Source organism: Pseudodesulfovibrio karagichevae, assembly GCF_041414475.1.
GTDB classification, from domain to species: domain Bacteria; phylum Desulfobacterota; class Desulfovibrionia; order Desulfovibrionales; family Desulfovibrionaceae; genus Pseudodesulfovibrio; species Pseudodesulfovibrio karagichevae.
This window is the reverse complement of sequence record NZ_JBGLYH010000037.1, coordinates 26,143-41,417: the sequence shown is the minus strand read 5'-3', so window position 1 is coordinate 41,417 and position 15,275 is coordinate 26,143. Positions and strand designations below refer to the sequence as shown.

The 15,275-nt window shown below is 64.4% G+C and carries 16 protein-coding genes; 1 reads left to right on the top strand and 15 read right to left on the bottom strand.

The features are described from left to right. Positions 1-447 precede the first annotated feature (447 nt). From AB6M95_RS12850 to AB6M95_RS12790, 13 genes are all read right to left on the bottom strand, one after another. Positions 448-1,644, bottom strand: a complete 1,197-nt coding sequence (locus AB6M95_RS12850; protein WP_371387157.1) for an FprA family A-type flavoprotein — start codon at positions 1,642-1,644, stop codon at positions 448-450. Between the two features lie 95 nt (positions 1,645-1,739). Further along, a complete protein-coding gene (gene rd, locus AB6M95_RS12845; RefSeq protein WP_338670215.1) occupies positions 1,740-1,901 on the bottom strand; it encodes a rubredoxin in 162 nt (53 codons plus the stop codon). 112 nt (positions 1,902-2,013) lie between these two features. Continuing rightward, positions 2,014-2,427, bottom strand: a complete 414-nt coding sequence (locus tag AB6M95_RS12840) for a rubredoxin (RefSeq protein WP_371387156.1) — start codon at positions 2,425-2,427, stop codon at positions 2,014-2,016. A 49-nt stretch (positions 2,428-2,476) separates the two neighbouring features. After that, positions 2,477-2,713 carry a rubredoxin gene (locus tag AB6M95_RS12835; protein WP_371387155.1) on the bottom strand — a complete coding sequence of 79 codons (237 nt, stop codon included), beginning with the start codon at positions 2,711-2,713 and terminating at the stop codon, positions 2,477-2,479. Between the two features lie 93 nt (positions 2,714-2,806). Beyond that, the gene (locus AB6M95_RS12830) at positions 2,807-3,196 is read right to left on the bottom strand and encodes a desulfoferrodoxin (protein WP_371387154.1); all 390 of its coding nucleotides are present in this window, start codon (positions 3,194-3,196) and stop codon (positions 2,807-2,809) included. A 34-nt stretch (positions 3,197-3,230) separates the two neighbouring features. Further along, positions 3,231-3,803, bottom strand: a complete 573-nt coding sequence (gene rbr / locus AB6M95_RS12825) for a rubrerythrin (protein WP_371387153.1) — start codon at positions 3,801-3,803, stop codon at positions 3,231-3,233. A gap of 278 nt (positions 3,804-4,081) precedes the next feature. Continuing rightward, on the bottom strand, positions 4,082-4,480 hold the full coding sequence (locus AB6M95_RS12820; RefSeq protein ID WP_371387152.1) for a Fur family transcriptional regulator: 399 nt from the start codon (positions 4,478-4,480) through the stop codon (positions 4,082-4,084). Between the two features lie 246 nt (positions 4,481-4,726). Beyond that, entirely contained in the window at positions 4,727-6,748 is a 2,022-nt protein-coding gene (locus AB6M95_RS12815; RefSeq protein WP_371387151.1) for a methyl-accepting chemotaxis protein, read from the bottom strand. A gap of 8 nt (positions 6,749-6,756) precedes the next feature. Next, on the bottom strand, positions 6,757-7,242 hold the full coding sequence (locus AB6M95_RS12810; protein ID WP_371387150.1) for a cytochrome c family protein: 486 nt from the start codon (positions 7,240-7,242) through the stop codon (positions 6,757-6,759). Between the two features lie 144 nt (positions 7,243-7,386). Next, on the bottom strand, positions 7,387-10,383 hold the full coding sequence (locus tag AB6M95_RS12805) for a phosphoribosylformylglycinamidine synthase subunit PurS (RefSeq protein ID WP_371387149.1): 2,997 nt from the start codon (positions 10,381-10,383) through the stop codon (positions 7,387-7,389). Between the two features lie 70 nt (positions 10,384-10,453). Next, positions 10,454-11,422 (bottom strand): polyprenyl synthetase family protein, encoded by a 969-nt coding sequence (locus AB6M95_RS12800; RefSeq protein WP_371387148.1) that lies wholly within the window; start codon positions 11,420-11,422, stop codon positions 10,454-10,456. A gap of 43 nt (positions 11,423-11,465) precedes the next feature. Then, entirely contained in the window at positions 11,466-12,155 is a 690-nt protein-coding gene (gene mqnB / locus AB6M95_RS12795) for a futalosine hydrolase (protein ID WP_371387147.1), read from the bottom strand. 9 nt (positions 12,156-12,164) lie between these two features. Further along, positions 12,165-13,481: a nucleotide sugar dehydrogenase gene (locus tag AB6M95_RS12790; protein ID WP_371387159.1), complete on the bottom strand. Its 1,317-nt coding sequence runs from the start codon at positions 13,479-13,481 to the stop codon at positions 12,165-12,167. A 65-nt stretch (positions 13,482-13,546) separates the two neighbouring features. Between AB6M95_RS12790 and AB6M95_RS12785 the strand changes: the two genes are divergently transcribed. Continuing rightward, positions 13,547-13,753 carry a DUF2065 domain-containing protein gene (locus tag AB6M95_RS12785; RefSeq protein WP_319583189.1) on the top strand — a complete coding sequence of 69 codons (207 nt, stop codon included), beginning with the start codon at positions 13,547-13,549 and terminating at the stop codon, positions 13,751-13,753. 78 nt (positions 13,754-13,831) lie between these two features. Here the strand turns inward: AB6M95_RS12785 and AB6M95_RS12780 are convergent, their stop codons facing one another. Further along, complete coding sequence (locus AB6M95_RS12780) at positions 13,832-14,815, bottom strand: ubiquinone/menaquinone biosynthesis methyltransferase (protein WP_371387146.1); 984 nt, start codon at positions 14,813-14,815, stop codon at positions 13,832-13,834. After that, positions 14,815-15,009: a hypothetical protein gene (locus AB6M95_RS12775; RefSeq protein WP_371387145.1), complete on the bottom strand. Its 195-nt coding sequence runs from the start codon at positions 15,007-15,009 to the stop codon at positions 14,815-14,817. The genes AB6M95_RS12780 and AB6M95_RS12775 overlap by 1 nt, the downstream gene beginning before the upstream one ends. Positions 15,010-15,275 lie beyond the last annotated feature (266 nt).

Genomic DNA, 15,275 nt, shown 5'->3' with positions numbered 1-15,275 from the left:
TTTCCTCCCCTTCCCCCGGACCCCCATCCCCTCCTTTTCCCAAACTTTTTATGCCGCCTTCGGCGGAGCAGGCCCACTCCCCCCGCTCCCTCCTCCCCTTGGAGCGATTCGGGTGCGCAGCACCCGACAGCGGCTCTCTTACCGCGCTCGCACAAGGCTTTGATTCGCCCCGTCCTGGGGCTCACCCCTTCGGGGCGTTGCGGAAAAACCGCAACGTCCAAATCCGCTGTCCTGCGGATTTGTCGAGAGTGGGTCAGCTGTGCATTTTCTTCCGGCCGCGACAACCGCAGCGTAGCCGTCTACGTGAGGATTGGCGCGGCCGGAAAAAGTGTGCAGATGGCCCGCTATCGGAAGCCGCCCCCCACCCGCCCCGCGACACAACAAAAAAAAGCCCGGTGAAAACCGGGCTTTTTTTTGTTGTGGTCGCGCGGGCGGCCGCCAAGCCGATTAAAGCTTCGCTTTAATCGCTGCGGCGATAGCCTTGCCCTGCTCATAGCATTTGTTGAAGACCTCGTGATCCGGGACGTACTGGTTCTTGATCCCTTCCACGACTTCCATGTTCATGTCTTCGAGCCACTGGGTCAGGGCCTTGACGCATTCGCCGGACCAGCCGAAGGAGCCCACGGCGGAGCCGATCTTGTTCTGGGGACGAAGGCCCTTCATGTAGGTCAGCATGTCGGCCATGAGCGGCAGGATGCCGTTGTTGTGGGTCGGCGAGCCGACGATGACCGCGGCGGCGTCGAAGACCTCGGCCATGACGTCGGAGTGGTGGTTGTTCTTCATGCACATGAGGCGCACGGAGACGCCCTCGTCGGCCAGGCCGCAGGCCACGGCCTCGGCCATCTTCTCGGTGGAGTGCCACATGGTGTCGTAGACGATGACCGCCTTGTTCTTGGGCTTCTGCTCGGCATAGGCCTGGTATTGCTCCATGGCCCAGGCGCAGTCCTCGCCCCGGAACAGCAGGCCGTGGTCCGGGCAGATGGTCTCGATCTCCAACCCCATCTCCTTGATGGTGGCCAGGGTCTTGAGAACCACCGGGGAATACGGCAGCACGATGTTGGCGTAGTAGTTGGCCATGAGTTCCTGCAGCCGGTAGCGGTCCACCTGGTCGGCCCAGCGCTCGGACGTGGCCCAGTTCTGGCCGAAGGCGTCGTTGGTGAAGGCGATCTTCTCCTCCGGGCAGTAGGTCAGCATGGAATCGGGCCAGTGCAGCATGCGGGTCTCGAGGAAGGAGAGTGTCCGCTTGCCGATGTTGATCTCGGTGCCGGTGGGCACGACCTCGACCGGCCAGTCCGTGTACTTGAAGTGGGCCTTCATGGCCTTCTGGCCCATGGGGGAGGTGAAGATCTTCTCGGGCTGGTATTTCTCCACGACCTTGGCCAGGCAGCCGGAGTGGTCGGGTTCCAGGTGGTTGGCCACCACGTAGTCGATCTTGCGGTCGCCGAGCACCTGGGCGAGGTTGCACTGGAGCGTGCCCCAGAACTCCTCGGCCACGGTGTCGATCAGGGTCACCTTCTCATCCACGATCAGAAAATTGTTGTAGGTGGTGCCCTTGTGCGCCTTGGAATAGCCGTGGAAGTCGCGGCGGTTCCAGTCGACAGCGCCGAGCCAGAAAACGCCTTCCTTGATTTCAACAGGTCTCATGGTCTTCTCCACATTGAGCGGTTACTCAACCGCCATGGTAAAAAAAGGAGCGCGTACCGGGGTGCGCGCTCCCTGCCCGCGGTCCGGGCAAGAAATTAATCCTCGGGTACGAAGCTGTCCTTGTCCGCACCGCAGACGGGGCAGGTCCAGTCGTCGGGCAGATCCTCGAACTTGGTCCCGGCCGGGATGTCGGAATCGGGGTCGCCCTGAGCCGGGTCGTACACATAGCCGCAAATCTCACAGACATATTTCTGCATGGGGTCAGTCTCCTTTTGGTCACGCATATTCGCAGCAGCGGCGGCCGCTGTCAACTTATCGTAATCGGTTTATATGAGCCAAGGGCTGGGGGCCGAAAGATACCCGATTCGATCAAATAACACGGAAATCCTCTTGCGGGGAACCGCACTCCGGGCAAACCCAATCCTCGGGCAGGTCACTGAATCTGGTCTCCGGCGGAATGCCGGAACGGGGTTCGCCTTCCACCGGCAAGTAGAGATACCCGCACGCACATTCATAGTTATGGTCTTCAAAACCATAAGTGCGCTTGCTCTGGCCCCTGTCTTCTACCGGACTATCTTCAGCACGCCAGGCGGTGGCAACCTCTGGACCTCCGCTCCACGGCACGCCGTCCTGTCCGAAGTTCCCCCGGTCGGCACCGCACTCCGGGCACCTCCAGTCCTCCGGCAACGCGTTGAAATCGGTGCCCGGCGGGGTCCCGGAATCCGGATCGCCATCCTTCTGGTCATACACATAGCCACAGACTAGGCAAACATACCTCGACATGAAAACAAGCTCCCTTCGGTTGTCCTTTTCGCGCCAGCTGACCCCGCCGTCAACGTTTCGCTTCTCCCTCGACTGGCAACTCACAGTCGCCCTGGGTGGAGCCGGGCCCGGCCAGGGGCCGGAAGCACTTTTTGGTGCCGCCGCAGATGGGGCAGCGCCAGTCGTCGGGCAGGTCCTCGAACCGGGTGCCCTTGGGGATCTTGCCCTTCCGGTCGCCCTTGTCCGGGTTGTAGATATAGCCGCAATTGACGGTTTGGCACTGGTATATCTCTTCGGGCCGGGCCATGGCTCCCTCCTGGGATGGAAAGGGCGGGCCTTGCGGCCCGCCCCCGTGATTCACATGCGGACGCCTCGCGGCCCCCGCCTCGCCGGACCAGCCTTACGCGGTGGCGGTCCACAGGCCGTGGAGGTTGCAGTATTCGCGGGCCTTGAGCGCGCCGGACAGGCCGCAGATGCAGAACTCGGCCTCGGGTTTGTCGCCGGGCTTGAGCATCTTGGTCAGGACCTTGTCACCGACCTGAAGCTCGATCCATTCGATGTAGTGCTTTTCTTCCATGGGATGGGCCACGGAACCGACCTTGACGGTGACCTTGTCGCCGTCCTTCTCGATGACGGGGACGTGCTTTTCCTTGGCGGCGTCCACGGTGTTCTCGGTCATCTGGACCATGTCCTCGCCGCAGCAGACCAGGTCGCCGTCGCCTGCGTGAATGGCCATGACGATATTACCGCAAACATTACACTTGTACACTTCGCCCAATTTGATAGCCATGTTGAATCCTCCTTAAGGATGTGTTGATATTTGTTTACCAGTTGGTGTCTTTGAGTTCGAAATGGGCCTGGGGATGGTCGCAGGCCGGGCATTTCACGGGAGCGGTGGAGCCCCTGTGATTGTACCCGCAGTTCTGGCAGCGCCAGACCACTTCCTCTTCCTTGACGAAAACGTGGTCGGTCTCGATGTTCTTGATCAGCGCCCGGTAGCGCTCCTCGTGGTAGCGCTCGGCCACGGCGATGTTCTCCATGACCGCGGCGATCTCGTTGAACCCCTCCTGGCGGGCTACCTTGGCGAAGCCGGGATACATGTCGGTGTTTTCCTCGTGCTCGCCCTCGGCGGCCGCGTAGAGGTTTTCGAGGGTGGAGCCGATGACCCCGGCCGGGAAGGAGCCGGTCACCTCGGCCGTGCCGCCCTCAAGGAACTTGAACAGCCTTTTGGCGTGTTCCTTCTCGTGCCCGGCGGTCTCCTCGAATATCTTGGAGATCTGCACGTAGCCTTCCTTCTTGGCCACGCTGGCGAAATAGGTATATTTGTTGCGAGCCTGGGACTCGCCGATGAAAGCGTACAGCAAATTCTTCTCGGTCTGGGTTCCTTTCAGTGACATCGTTCCTCCTTATCGGATCGATCTTTGGTTTTCTGATTCACCAGTCACCTTACACAAAATTGCGCTCGTTGTCGTATTTTTATGTGAAAAGGTACGGGTTTTATGGATCAGAAATATTTTATTCCGTCAAAACTCCGGGTTAGCCTCAAGGTGAGAATCATTCCTATCTTTAATTGTCCAAGCTGTCAAGCGAACCAAAAACAATTTTGACCATAAATAAAGCCGGTTGCCCCTTGGGGCAACCGGCTTTGCGCCGTGCGAACGGATATATTCGAAATTTACTGCCGCGCGGCCTGGCACCTGGGACAGATGCCGACGAATTCCACGTTGGTTGTCAGTATCCTGTAGCCGCTGGTGCAGCTCTCCGGGATGACCGGGATCTCGATGTCGCACTCCACGTCGGCCACGGCGGTGCAGACCTCGCAGCGGATGTGCGGGTGCGGGTCCGGGGTACCGTCGAAGCGCTTCTGCTCGCCGGGAGCGCCCAGCTTGAGCACCAGCCCCTTTGACGACAGGAACTCGAGATTACGGTAGACCGTGCCCAGGCTGATCCTGGGGATGATCTTGCGCACCATGTCGTAAACCTCGTCCGCCGTGGGATGCGACTTGACCTTGCGCAACTCTTCCAAAATCACTTTCCGCTGTTTGGAAAGCCTGAAACCCATTTCTTGAGCCATGGATGTCCTCCACATTTGATAACAATTACTATTCCCCCAGGCCGCCCTTGTCAAGGGGAATCACCGCCAGCGGAATCATGGCTCATTATCCCAGAAAAAGAATTACTGCAAATGGTCCGGGCAGGCGGCCCGTAGCCGCCCAGATTTGCTGGACAACTCCATCCAAACCAGGGCGAGGAAGGCCCGTGTGCGGAGCATGGGAAAGGGCCCGGCCGGAGCCGGGCCCCCGATATCTCATTGCTTCCGCTAGCTGCGGAACTTGGCCACCAGTCCGGCCAGCTTCTCGGCCATTTCCGAGACCTCCTGGATGCCCTGGTTGGACTTGCGGATGCCGGACAGGACCTCCTGGGAGAGGTTGTTGATCTGGGTGACCCGCGTGTTGATCTCGTCCGAGGTGGAGGACTGTTGCTCCGCCGCGGTGGCGATGCCGTTGACCATGTCGGCGATGGAGTTGGAATGCTTGACGATCTCGTCGAGCACGCCGCCCGCCTCCTGGGCCATGCCCGAGGTGTTGACCACCCGCTTCTTGGCGGTGTCCATCTCCTTGACCACGTTGCTGGTGGACTGCTGGATCAGGGAGATGGCTCCCTCGACCTCCTTGGTGGCGTCCATGGTCTTCTCGGCCAGCTTGCGGACCTCGTCCGCGACCACGGCGAAGCCGCGACCGGCCTCGCCCGCGCGGGCCGCCTCGATGGCCGCGTTCAGGGCCAGCAGGTTGGTCTGGTCCGCGATGTCGTTGATCACGGCCATGACCTTGCCTATGTTCTCGGCCCGGCTGGACAGGGAGGCCAGGGCCTCGGCCAGGTTCTCGGTGATGTCGGCCACGGCGTTGATCTCCGCCACGGTCTTGCCGACCACCACCCCGCCCGAGGCGGCCACCTTGTTGGCCTTGTCCGACGCCTCGGCGGTCTCGGAGGCGTTCTTGGCCACCTCCAGCACCGTGGCGTTCATCTCCTCCATGGCCGTGGCCACCTGGCTGGTCTCGTTGGCCGTGGTGTCCACGCCGCTGGCCAGCTGGTCCATCTGGGTGGACAGGGCGTTGGAGGCCTCGTTGAGCTTGTTGGCCACCTCGGTGACCTCGTTGGCCACCACCAGCAGGTTCTGGCGTTGCAGCTCGATGTTCTTCTTGTCCTCCTCCTCGCGCGTCAGGTCGATGAGCACGCAGATGACGCCCACGGTGTCGCCCTCGGCGTCCTTGAGCGGCGAGGCTTCGAACAGGAGCGGGAAGGTCGTCCCGTCGCGGCGGGTGAACAGGAAACGGCCGTTGAGCGGCTCGCCCAGGGCGATGACGTCGCCCGCGTTGCAGGTGGAGCCATCCTCGGACTCGCAGTCGAAGACCTCGGACACGGGACGGCCCTTGAGCTCCTCCTCGGTCAGACCGAGGATGGCCTGCAGGGGCGGATTGGCGAACTGGAGAGTCTGCCGGGCGTCGGTCACGAACAGGGGGACCACGATGCCGCTGAGCACGCTCTGGTTGTATTCCAGCTGGTTCTTGATCTGGCTGACCATGGCCCCGAGGTAGCGCGACAGGGAGCCGAGCTCGTCGGTCCCGGCCACTTCGAACCGGGCGTCCAGGTTGCCGTGCGCCACGTCCTCGGCCGTGGCCGCGATGGAGGTGATGCGGTTGACGATGGCCTTGCGCATGAAGATGATCAGCGCGGCCAGCAGGGCCAGCACGCCGAGCACCGAGATGCCGGCGGACTTGAGCTGGTTCTCGAGCAGCGCGTTGTACTGCGGGCTGACGTCGACGGCCACGACCATGGACCCGAGAATCTTCCGGGACCGTCCGTGGCAGTGAAAGCAGAACGGGTTGTTCTCGATGCTCTTGACCTCGACGAAGTGGCGCTTGCCGTCGATGTCCTCGAGCTTGCCCTCGGCCACCTTCTCCTGGAGGCCACGGGCCACAAGGTCGGGCAGCCCGGCCTCGGGCCGGACGTCGAAGATCATCTGGCGCTCGGCCTCGGTCACGGTGGAATAGGTGATCTCGCCCTTGTAGTCGGTCAGGTAGACCTTGATGTCCGGGTAGCGCTCGGCCATCTGCAGGAACTTGATCTCGGTGCCGTCGTTGTCGCCCTTGGACATGGGGTCCTCGATGGCGATGTAGAGCATGTCCGCCACCCGTTCGGCGGCCACGGCCACGCCCTCGAGGGTGTGGTCCTTGGTGGACATGGAGCTGTAGGCGAACAGCCCGGCAAAGGCCAGGATGGTCAGCAGGGACGACAGCAGGATAAGCTTGATGCCCAGAGAGCGCGTGATGAAATTATCCATACGGCCTCCTAGTGCGCCCCGCCGTACAACAGCGGCTTGAAGTCAAACGCCTTGACCCGCTCGGGGTTGTGGCATCCGGTACAGTCGTCCAGGCTCAGCTTGCGCTTGATCAGGTCCGGATCGCCCCCGGATTCCACGTGGTCGTAGCCCGGCCCGTGGCAGACCTCGCACCCGGCCTGGGCCATGTTCGGGGTCTTCTCGAAGCTGACGAACCCGCCCGGCTTGCCGTACCCGGTCATGTGGCAGCCGTAGCATTCGGCCAGCTCTTCCTGCGTCAGGTCGCCCACCATGATCTTGACGGAGTCCCCGGAATGAGCCTTCTTCGCGAATTTCTTGTAATTGCCGTATTCCCGCTCGTGGCAGTCGCCACACGCCTCGGAACCGACGTACCGGCCGGAATCCGTCCGGCCCGTGCCCGTCATGGCGGCGGATACGACAAGGGCTGCCAGCAAAAGCGCGCAGCAGCCCTTGATCCAAACCGATCTATTGAACATGAACCAACCCCCATAGCTATAAAGCCCTGTGCCGCAACCGGCCGGGCACCCTCAACCCGGCAGGGTCAAATACCCCGTCACCATAGAGAATTATTCACTTTTGGTAAAGGGTTGGCGTTAGGGATTGTGTTCTATGCGATCATTTTACCAGGCCAGTGTCTCCTTGAAGGCGCGGGCCAGCTCCTCCACGTCCGCGTCCAGGACCTTGCGGTCGGCCAGGGTGGCGCTCAGGGCGGGGGTTTCCGAGACATTGCCGATCCAGGCGCAGGCCTGCCCGGCGAACAGGGTTTCGAACCGCTCGCGGTCGGCCGGGGCCACGGAGACCACCAGTCGGCTGGCGGACTCGGCATAGAGCAGGCCGGTCAGGTTGAGCTCGCCCCAGGCGGGCACCTGGTTCAGGTCCACTTCCGCGCCGAGCCGTCCGCCGATGCACATCTCGGCCAGGGCCACGCCCAGGCCGCCGTCCGAGCAGTCGTGGCAGGCGGTGATCAGCCCTTCCTGCGCGGCCGCGAACACGGTCTCGTAGCGCTTCTTGGCGGAGAGCAGGTCCACCTGGGGCACCCGGGCGTCGGAGAAACCGAGCTGGGACGCGATCTCGCTGCCGCCCATCTCGGGCTTGGTCAGGCCGAGGACGTAGATCAGGTCGCCCGGCTTCTTGAAGTCCGAGGTCAGGCACTTGTTCACGTCCGGGATGACGCCGATGATCGAGAAGAGCACGGTCGGCGGAATGGATATCTTGCGCCCGCCGCCCTTGTAGTCGTTCTTCATGGAGTCCTTGCCGGACACGCAGGGCACGCCGAAGCCGAGGCAGTAGTGGGCCAGGGCCTGGTTGGCGCGGACCAGCTGGGCAAGCTTGTAGCGGCCATCCGGGGTGGACTCGGACTGGACCGGGTCGCACCAGCAGAAGTTGTCCACGCCAGCCATGTAGGAGACGTCGCCGCCCACGGCCACCGCGTTGCGCACGGCCTCGTCGATGGCGTTGGCCATCATCCAGTAGGTATCAAAGTCCGAGAACTGCGGGCAGATGCCGTGGGAGACCACCAGCCCCTTGTCCGAGCCGTACTCGGGCCGGATGACGCCCGCGTCGGACGGGCCGTCGGCCTTGACGCCGACCATGGGCTTGACCGCGGACTTGCCCTGGACCTCGTGGTCGTACTGCCGGACCACGTACTCCTTGGAGCAGATGTTCAGGCGGCCGAGCATGGCCTTGAGCAGACCGTTCTGGTCGTCGGCCACGGGCACGGCGTCCTGGGCGATCTCGGGCCGCTTCCAGACGGCCGTAAGCTCCATCTGGGGCACGCCGTTGTGCAGGAAGTCCATGTCCAGGCAGGTGACCAGCTTGTCGCCGTAGCGCACCAGGTACTTGCCCGAGTCGGTGAAGGTGCCGAGCGCGGTGGACTCCACGTCCATCTCGTCGGACAGACGCATGAACTCGTCGAGCCTGTCCGGCGGCACGGCCATGGTCATGCGCTCCTGGGCCTCGGAGATGAGGATTTCCCAGGGACGCAGCCCGTCGTACTTGAGCGGGGCCTTCTTCAGGTCCATGTCGAAGCCGCCGGAGTCCTCGGCCATCTCGCCCACCGAGGAGGACAGGCCGCCCGCCCCGTTGTCGGTGATGGCGTGGTACAGCCCGAGGTCGCGGGCGCGCATGAGAAAGTCGTACATCTTGCGCTGGGTGATGGGGTCGCCGATCTGGACCGCCGTGGCCGGGGAGCCCTCGTGCAGCTCCTCGGAGGAGAAGGTCGCGCCGTGGATGCCGTCCGCGCCGATGCGGCCGCCGGACATGACGATGACGTCGCCGGGCAGGGCGCGCTTCTCGTAGGACGGGTGGCCGGACACCGTGACCGGCATGGTCCCGATGGTGCCGCAGTAGACCAGGGGTTTGCCCAGGTAGCGCTCGTCGAAGACGATGGACCCGTTCACGGTCGGGATGCCGGACTTGTTGCCGCCGTGCTCCACGCCCTCGCGCACGCCCTCGAAGACGCGGCGCGGGTGCAGCAGCCGGGGCGGCAGCTCGCCCTCGTGGAACGGGGAGGCGAAGCAGAAGACGTCGGTGTTGCACAGCAGGTTGGCGCCCATGCCCGTGCCCATGGGGTCGCGGTTGACGCCGACGATGCCGGTCAGAGCCCCGCCGTAGGGGTCCAGCGCGGACGGGGAGTTGTGGGTCTCCATCTTGACGCAGACGTTGATGGACTCGGAGAACTTGATCACGCCCGCGTTGTCCTTGAACACGGACAGGCAGTAGTCGCCGCCCTCGCGGGTGGCCGCGTTGCGCGCGCGGATCTGCCTGGTCGAGCCCTGGATGAAGGTCTTGTACAGGCTGGAGTACTCGACGGTCTTGCCGGTCTCGGTGTTCTCGTACTCGATCTTCGCCGAGAAAATCTTGTGCTTGCAGTGCTCGGACCATGTCTGGGCCAGGACCTCGATCTCGGCGTCCGTGGGGTCGGCGGACAGCCCGATCTTCGCGCGCTCGGCCACAACCGCCGGGTCGGCGAAGTAGGCGCGGATGTCGTGCAGCTCCTTGAGCGACAGGGCCAGGGTGTTGGCCCGGGAAAAGTCCATCAGCTCCTGGTCGGACATGGTCGACAGGGGGATGACCGCGACCTCGTCCGAGGCCTGGCCCGTGACCCGGGCGGCCTTGGCCGTAAAACCGGGCTCGGCGGCCCACTGGGCGGCGGACTTGTACTCGAAGCGCTGGATCAGCTCGTTGGCCAGCAGGTCCTTGGCGATGCGGTGCGCGCCAGCGTCGTCCATGTCGGCCTGGATGAGGTACTGACGCGAGGTGTAGACCTTGATGCCCTCGCGCTCGGCCTTGGACAGGCCCAGGACCACGGCCATGGTCTCGCGGGCGGTGCGGCCCTCGTTGTCGGTCACGCCGGGCCGGAAGCCGACCTCGATGATCCAGTCGAAGTCCCGCGCCAGGGGCTCCATCGAGACCTCGTGCAGGACCGGGTCATGCAGGGCGGCCCGCTCCAGGACCAGGTCCACCTGCTCCCGCGTCGCGCCCTCCAGGGTGAACACGTTGACGATGCGAACGTCGCGCACGTCCATGCCGAGCTCGCTCCTGATCTTGCGGGCGATTTTCTCGCCCAGCACGTCCCGGACGCCTTCCTTCAGTCCAACGATCACACGACAAAGCATATCTGGCCTCTCCTCTCGATATGAAAAGCTGTAGGGCCGGCCATCCCTTGCGGAGGACCGGCCCTGAAAATCACTTGGTTCGGGTCAACACAAAATCCGCGGCCTGTTTGAGCACGACCAGTTCGTCGCCGGGCGCGAACCCGTCCAGGCACGCCTTGGCCTTTTCGACGTACAGGGCGGCCTCCTCCCGGGTCTTCTCCGAGTAGCCTCCCTCCCGGACCTGACCCAGGATGTCGGCGGTCTGGGCGTCGCTCAGGCGCCCTTCCTTCAGGGCCTCCAGCAGGACCTCGGCCCCGGCCTCGTCGCCCTCCTCCATGAGCAGGATGAGCGGCAGGGTGACCTTGCCCTCCTTGAGGTCGCCGCCCTCGGGCTTGCCCGTCTCGGACGTGGGCGAGGCGTAGTCCAGGGCGTCGTCCACCAACTGGAAGGCGATGCCCAGGTTCAGGCCGAACTCGCCCGCCGCGTCCTCCTGTTCCGGGGTGGCCCCGGCCAGGGCAGCGCCGCACCGGCAGGCGCACTCGATGAGCCGCGCGGTCTTGCCGATGATGATGCGCATGTATGTCTCGCGGTCGAGCGACGGGCTGCGCGAAAATTCGATCTCCTCGATCTCGCCCATGGCCGTCTCCATGATGCCCTTGGCCAGCAGCCAGGACAGCCGGGGATTGCCGTAGCGCGCGCCCATCTCGTTGGCCAGGGCCAGCAGGGCGTCTCCGGCCAGGATGGTCTCGGTCCGGCCGAAGACCAGATGGGCCGCCTCCCGGCCGCGCCGCAGCTCGGCTTCGTCCAGGTAGTCGTCGTGCAGCAGGGTGGCGGAATGGAGCAGTTCCAGCGCGCAGGCGATGGCTTGGTAGTCGTCCTTGCCGTACCCGAGCGCACGGGCGAACAGGAGCGTGAGCATGGGCCGGATGCGCTTGCCGCCGGACCCGAGGATGTACTTGGCGACGTCACGGACCAGACCGTTGAGCTGGTCGGCTTCGTGGTCGAGAAATTCATTGATTTCGGGAAGTTCCCGTTGAAAAAACCGCAAGAGTTCGTCCATGTATGTATTATGTCAGGTTGCGGGTTGCGGGGCAAGCCCCGTATTACGCGGCAAACAGCGTGTTCGCCGCGTCGTGAAGCGACCTCAGCGCGCCCTTCAGATTCCAGTCTCCGGGTTCGCGGGAACCCACCAGGTTGGAGATGGTCCGCACCTCCAGGAAGGGAACCCCGCGCAGGATGGCGGCGTAGGCCGCCGCAAACCCCTCCATATTCTCCATCTGCCCGTTGCAGGACAGTTTGAGCCGGTCCGCCCTCTCCGGGGTCCCGGTCACGCCGGACACGGTCACGCCCGTGGCGCGCAGCCAGCCGTGGCCCAGGGCCAGGCCCATGCGCTGGGCGTCGCGCTCGGGCGAAAGCTCGAGCCGGTTCCAGATCCTGCTCCCGCCCGCCTCGGCCTGGGCAAAGCCGAGCCCCATGGGGTCGGCCGCGCCGTGCGCGTCCAGCAGGCCGTATTCCGGCCAGGTCTCGGCCCCGGCGAAGCAGGCGGAGCCCATGGGCGTCTCATGGAGGTCGTACCCCCCGGCGATGCCGAGATCGACCACCCCGTCAACGTCCGAACGAACCAGCCATTGCCCGGCGCGCAGGGCCGTGTTGAGCAACCCCACGCCGGTCACGCCCAGGAGCACGGTCCGCCCGCCGGCCTCGTATTCGGCCGTCTCGCCCTGGCCCACGGCGGGCGCGGCCGGGAATGCGGCGCGCATCTCGTTGGCCGTGGCGGTCAGGACCAGGAGCACGGGAGCGCCCTACAGCCGCCAGTAGGCGACGGACTCGGCCTCGAGCTCGGCCCGGTCGAAAAATCCCTTCACGTCCACCACCAGGGCCTTGGCCGGGTCCGTGAACCAGCCCTTCAGCTCCTTGACGGCGATGTCCTTGTACGCGGCGTGCGGCACGGCCAGGATCAGGGCGTCCAGGTCGCGCAGTTTGTCGAGCCCGCACAGGGACACGCCCAGCTCGTGCTCGGCCTCCTCGGGGTCGGCCTGGGCGTCGTGCACCAGGACCTCTACGCCGTAGTCGTCGAGCTCGGCCAGGATATCCACCACGCGGGTGTTGCGCAGGTCGGGCACGTTCTCCTTGAAGGTCAGGCCGAGCACGCCCACGCGCGCGCCCATGATCTTGCAGTCGTTCCGGATCAACCTCTTTATCGTCGCCTCGGCGATGTACTTGCCCATGTTGTCGTTGATCTCGCGGCCGGCCAGGATGACGTGGGGGTGCAGCCCCAGGGCCTGGGCCTTGAAGGTCAGGTAGTACGGGTCCACGCCGATGCAGTGGCCGCCCACCAGGCCGGGCCTGAAGGGCAGGAAATTCCATTTGGTGCCCGAGGCCTCGAGCACGTCCAGGGTGTCGATGCCCATGCGCTCGAAGATCAGGGCCAGCTCGTTCATGAGCGCGATGTTCAGGTCGCGCTGGGTGTTCTCGATGACCTTGGCCGCCTCGGCCGTGCGGATGTTCGGGGCCAGGTGGGTGCCCGCCTTGACCACGGTGCCGTAAACCTGCTGGAGCAGCTTGCCGGTGGGTTCGTCCTGCCCGGCCACGACCTTGGCGATGGTCTCCAGGCGGTGGACCTTATCGCCGGGGTTGATGCGCTCGGGCGAGTAGCCCACGGTGAAGTCGGGGCCGCAGGTCAGGCCGGACTCGGCCTCCAGGATGGGCACGCAGACCTCTTCGGTCAGGCCGGGGTAGACCGTGGACTCGTAGACCACCACGGAGCCGGGCTGGAGATGCTTGCCCACCGAAATGGAGGCCCCGCGCACGGGGCGCAGGTCCGGGGTGCGAAATTCGTCGATGGGCGTGGGCACGGCCACCAGGATGAGGCGCGCCTTCTCGAGATCCTTCAGGTCGGCGGTGAAGACCAGGTCCACGTCGTCGCCCACGGTGGAGAAATCCACCTCGTGGGTGCGGTCGAGGCGCTGCTTCAGTTCGGCCACGCGCTTCTCGGAAACGTCCACGCCGAGTACCCGGAAATGCCGTCCCAGGGCCACGGCCAGGGGCAGGCCCACATAGCCCAGCCCGACCACGGCGATGGCGTCTTTCTTGGCCTGCAACCGCTCAAAATCAACCATGCTCATTGTGTTCTCCTTGACTCCCCGGGTGGACACCAATCTGGTTCTGTGGCTTACTGGCCCCCATGAACATCGACTGGTCGCTTCTCATCGCCGCCATCGGACTGGCCCTCGTCTTCGAGGGCATTCCCTATTTCCTGTTCGCCGAGCGGATGCCCCGCCTGCTTACCCGGCTGGCCATCCAGCCGCCCAAATTCCTGCGCTTCATCGGGCTTGCGGCCATCATCCTCGGCCTGCTCGTCATCTCGTTCGGCCGCTCTTTATCCCAATAAGGCACGGGCTGTCCAGAAACGGCCGGGCAATCCCCCGGCCGGACAAGGCTTTCCGCCGCCGCGCCGGGATGCCCGCAGCTAGCCTTTCGCCGATTTCTTCGGAGCCGCCTTTTTCGGGGCGGCCTTTTTCACAGTCGCCTTCTTCGCGGCCGCTTTTTTCGGGGCGGTCTTCGCCTTCGTCGAGCCCTTCTTCGGCGCCGCCTTCTTTGCGGTCTTCTTGGCGGTCGCCTTCTCGACGGATGCCTTTTGGGGGGCCGCCCGCTCCGGGACCTCGGGTTCCAGGACCTCGGGTTCCAGGGCCGGTTCGAACCGCCGCCCGCCGGGCTTTTCGGCCACGTGCAGGTAGACGATGCCGGACATCATTGGGACGTTGTAGACCCGCTCGAAGCCCGCTTCAAGCAGTTCCTCGCCCAGGGCCCGCTCGTCCGGAAAACTCTTTATGGTCTCGGCCAGGTAGCGATACGCGCCGGGGTCGCCGGAGATGCGGTCGCCGAGAAACGGCAGGACCTTGTCCAGGTAGAAATTGTACAACCCCTTCCAGACCCGCTTCGAGCCGGTGCCGAACTCGAGGATGCACAGCCGCGCGCCGGGCTTGAGGACCCGCAGGAACTCGGCGTAGGCCGCCTCGCGGGGCAGGATGTTGCGGATGCCGAAGGCGATGGTCGCCGCGCTCATGCACTCGTCGGGCAGGGGCAGGCTGCGGCCGTCGGCCTGGACCGGGAAGATGCGCTCCTCGCGGCCCTTCTTGAGCTTCTTGGCCTTGCCGTTCTCGAGCATGGGCAGGGCGAAGTCCAGGGCCGCCACCTTGCTGTCGGGATACTGCCGGAGCAGCTCCACGGACACGTCCATGGTGCCCGCGGCCAGGTCCAGGATCAGGCCGCCCGGCTCGGGGCGGGCCGCCTTGGCCAGCCGGTAGCGCCAGTAGATGTCCTGGCCCCCGGACAGGGCGTGGTTCAGGAAGTCGTACCAACCGGCGATGCGGCCGAACATGTCCGCCACCCGCCTGCCGTGCTCGGCATGGGTGGAGGCCCCGGTATGGGACGCGCATTCGGGACGGTCCATTACTCGGCCTCGTCCTCAATGATCACCTGGCGCGAGCCGTCCCCGGCGGTCACGCCGGTGATGGTGCGCACGATGTCCTTGTAGATGACATCGAAATTCTGTCCGAAGTTGGAGGGGGAGATGCGCCCCACCTCGATGAACTTGATGACCACTTCCTTGGCCACCTGCAATGCCTGCTTGTCGTACTTGTCCATGCTCCACGCTCCCGGTCGTCAAAGGAAAAACCGCCCGGTGGGAAATGGCCTTGACCAACACAGTCAGGGTATGCCGGGCGGAGAAAAAGGGAGAAACCGGAAAGCCCCTCTCTTTTTTCGGGGTCAGTAGCACGCGCCGCCCCGGTTCGTCGAGGAGTTTAGGGGGCGCGGACATTCGCCCCGCTGTGCGAATTTCGCTGGACGACGGCGGGGTTCCGCCCTACCGTCGCTCGACCCGGCCCGCCGGGAACTCTCCGCCCCGAGGT

Excerpts from the sequence above, each read along its gene's own strand:
- AB6M95_RS12850 (WP_371387157.1), bottom strand. The coding sequence starts at position 1,644 with ATGAGACCTGTTGAAATCAAGGAAGGCGTTTTCTGGCTCGGCGCTGTC.
- rd (WP_338670215.1), bottom strand. The coding sequence starts at position 1,901 with ATGCAGAAATATGTCTGTGAGATTTGCGGCTATGTGTACGACCCGGCT.
- AB6M95_RS12840 (WP_371387156.1), bottom strand. The coding sequence starts at position 2,427 with ATGTCGAGGTATGTTTGCCTAGTCTGTGGCTATGTGTATGACCAGAAG.
- AB6M95_RS12835 (WP_371387155.1), bottom strand. The coding sequence starts at position 2,713 with ATGGCCCGGCCCGAAGAGATATACCAGTGCCAAACCGTCAATTGCGGC.
- AB6M95_RS12830 (WP_371387154.1), bottom strand. The coding sequence starts at position 3,196 with ATGGCTATCAAATTGGGCGAAGTGTACAAGTGTAATGTTTGCGGTAAT.
- rbr (WP_371387153.1), bottom strand. The coding sequence starts at position 3,803 with ATGTCACTGAAAGGAACCCAGACCGAGAAGAATTTGCTGTACGCTTTC.
- AB6M95_RS12820 (WP_371387152.1), bottom strand. The coding sequence starts at position 4,480 with ATGGCTCAAGAAATGGGTTTCAGGCTTTCCAAACAGCGGAAAGTGATT.
- AB6M95_RS12815 (WP_371387151.1), bottom strand. The coding sequence starts at position 6,748 with ATGGATAATTTCATCACGCGCTCTCTGGGCATCAAGCTTATCCTGCTG.
- AB6M95_RS12810 (WP_371387150.1), bottom strand. The coding sequence starts at position 7,242 with ATGTTCAATAGATCGGTTTGGATCAAGGGCTGCTGCGCGCTTTTGCTG.
- AB6M95_RS12805 (WP_371387149.1), bottom strand. The coding sequence starts at position 10,383 with ATGCTTTGTCGTGTGATCGTTGGACTGAAGGAAGGCGTCCGGGACGTG.
- AB6M95_RS12800 (WP_371387148.1), bottom strand. The coding sequence starts at position 11,422 with ATGGACGAACTCTTGCGGTTTTTTCAACGGGAACTTCCCGAAATCAAT.
- AB6M95_RS12790 (WP_371387159.1), bottom strand. The coding sequence starts at position 13,481 with ATGGTTGATTTTGAGCGGTTGCAGGCCAAGAAAGACGCCATCGCCGTG.
- AB6M95_RS12785 (WP_319583189.1), top strand. The coding sequence starts at position 13,547 with ATGAACATCGACTGGTCGCTTCTCATCGCCGCCATCGGACTGGCCCTC.
- AB6M95_RS12780 (WP_371387146.1), bottom strand. The coding sequence starts at position 14,815 with ATGGACCGTCCCGAATGCGCGTCCCATACCGGGGCCTCCACCCATGCC.
- AB6M95_RS12775 (WP_371387145.1), bottom strand. The coding sequence starts at position 15,009 with ATGGACAAGTACGACAAGCAGGCATTGCAGGTGGCCAAGGAAGTGGTC.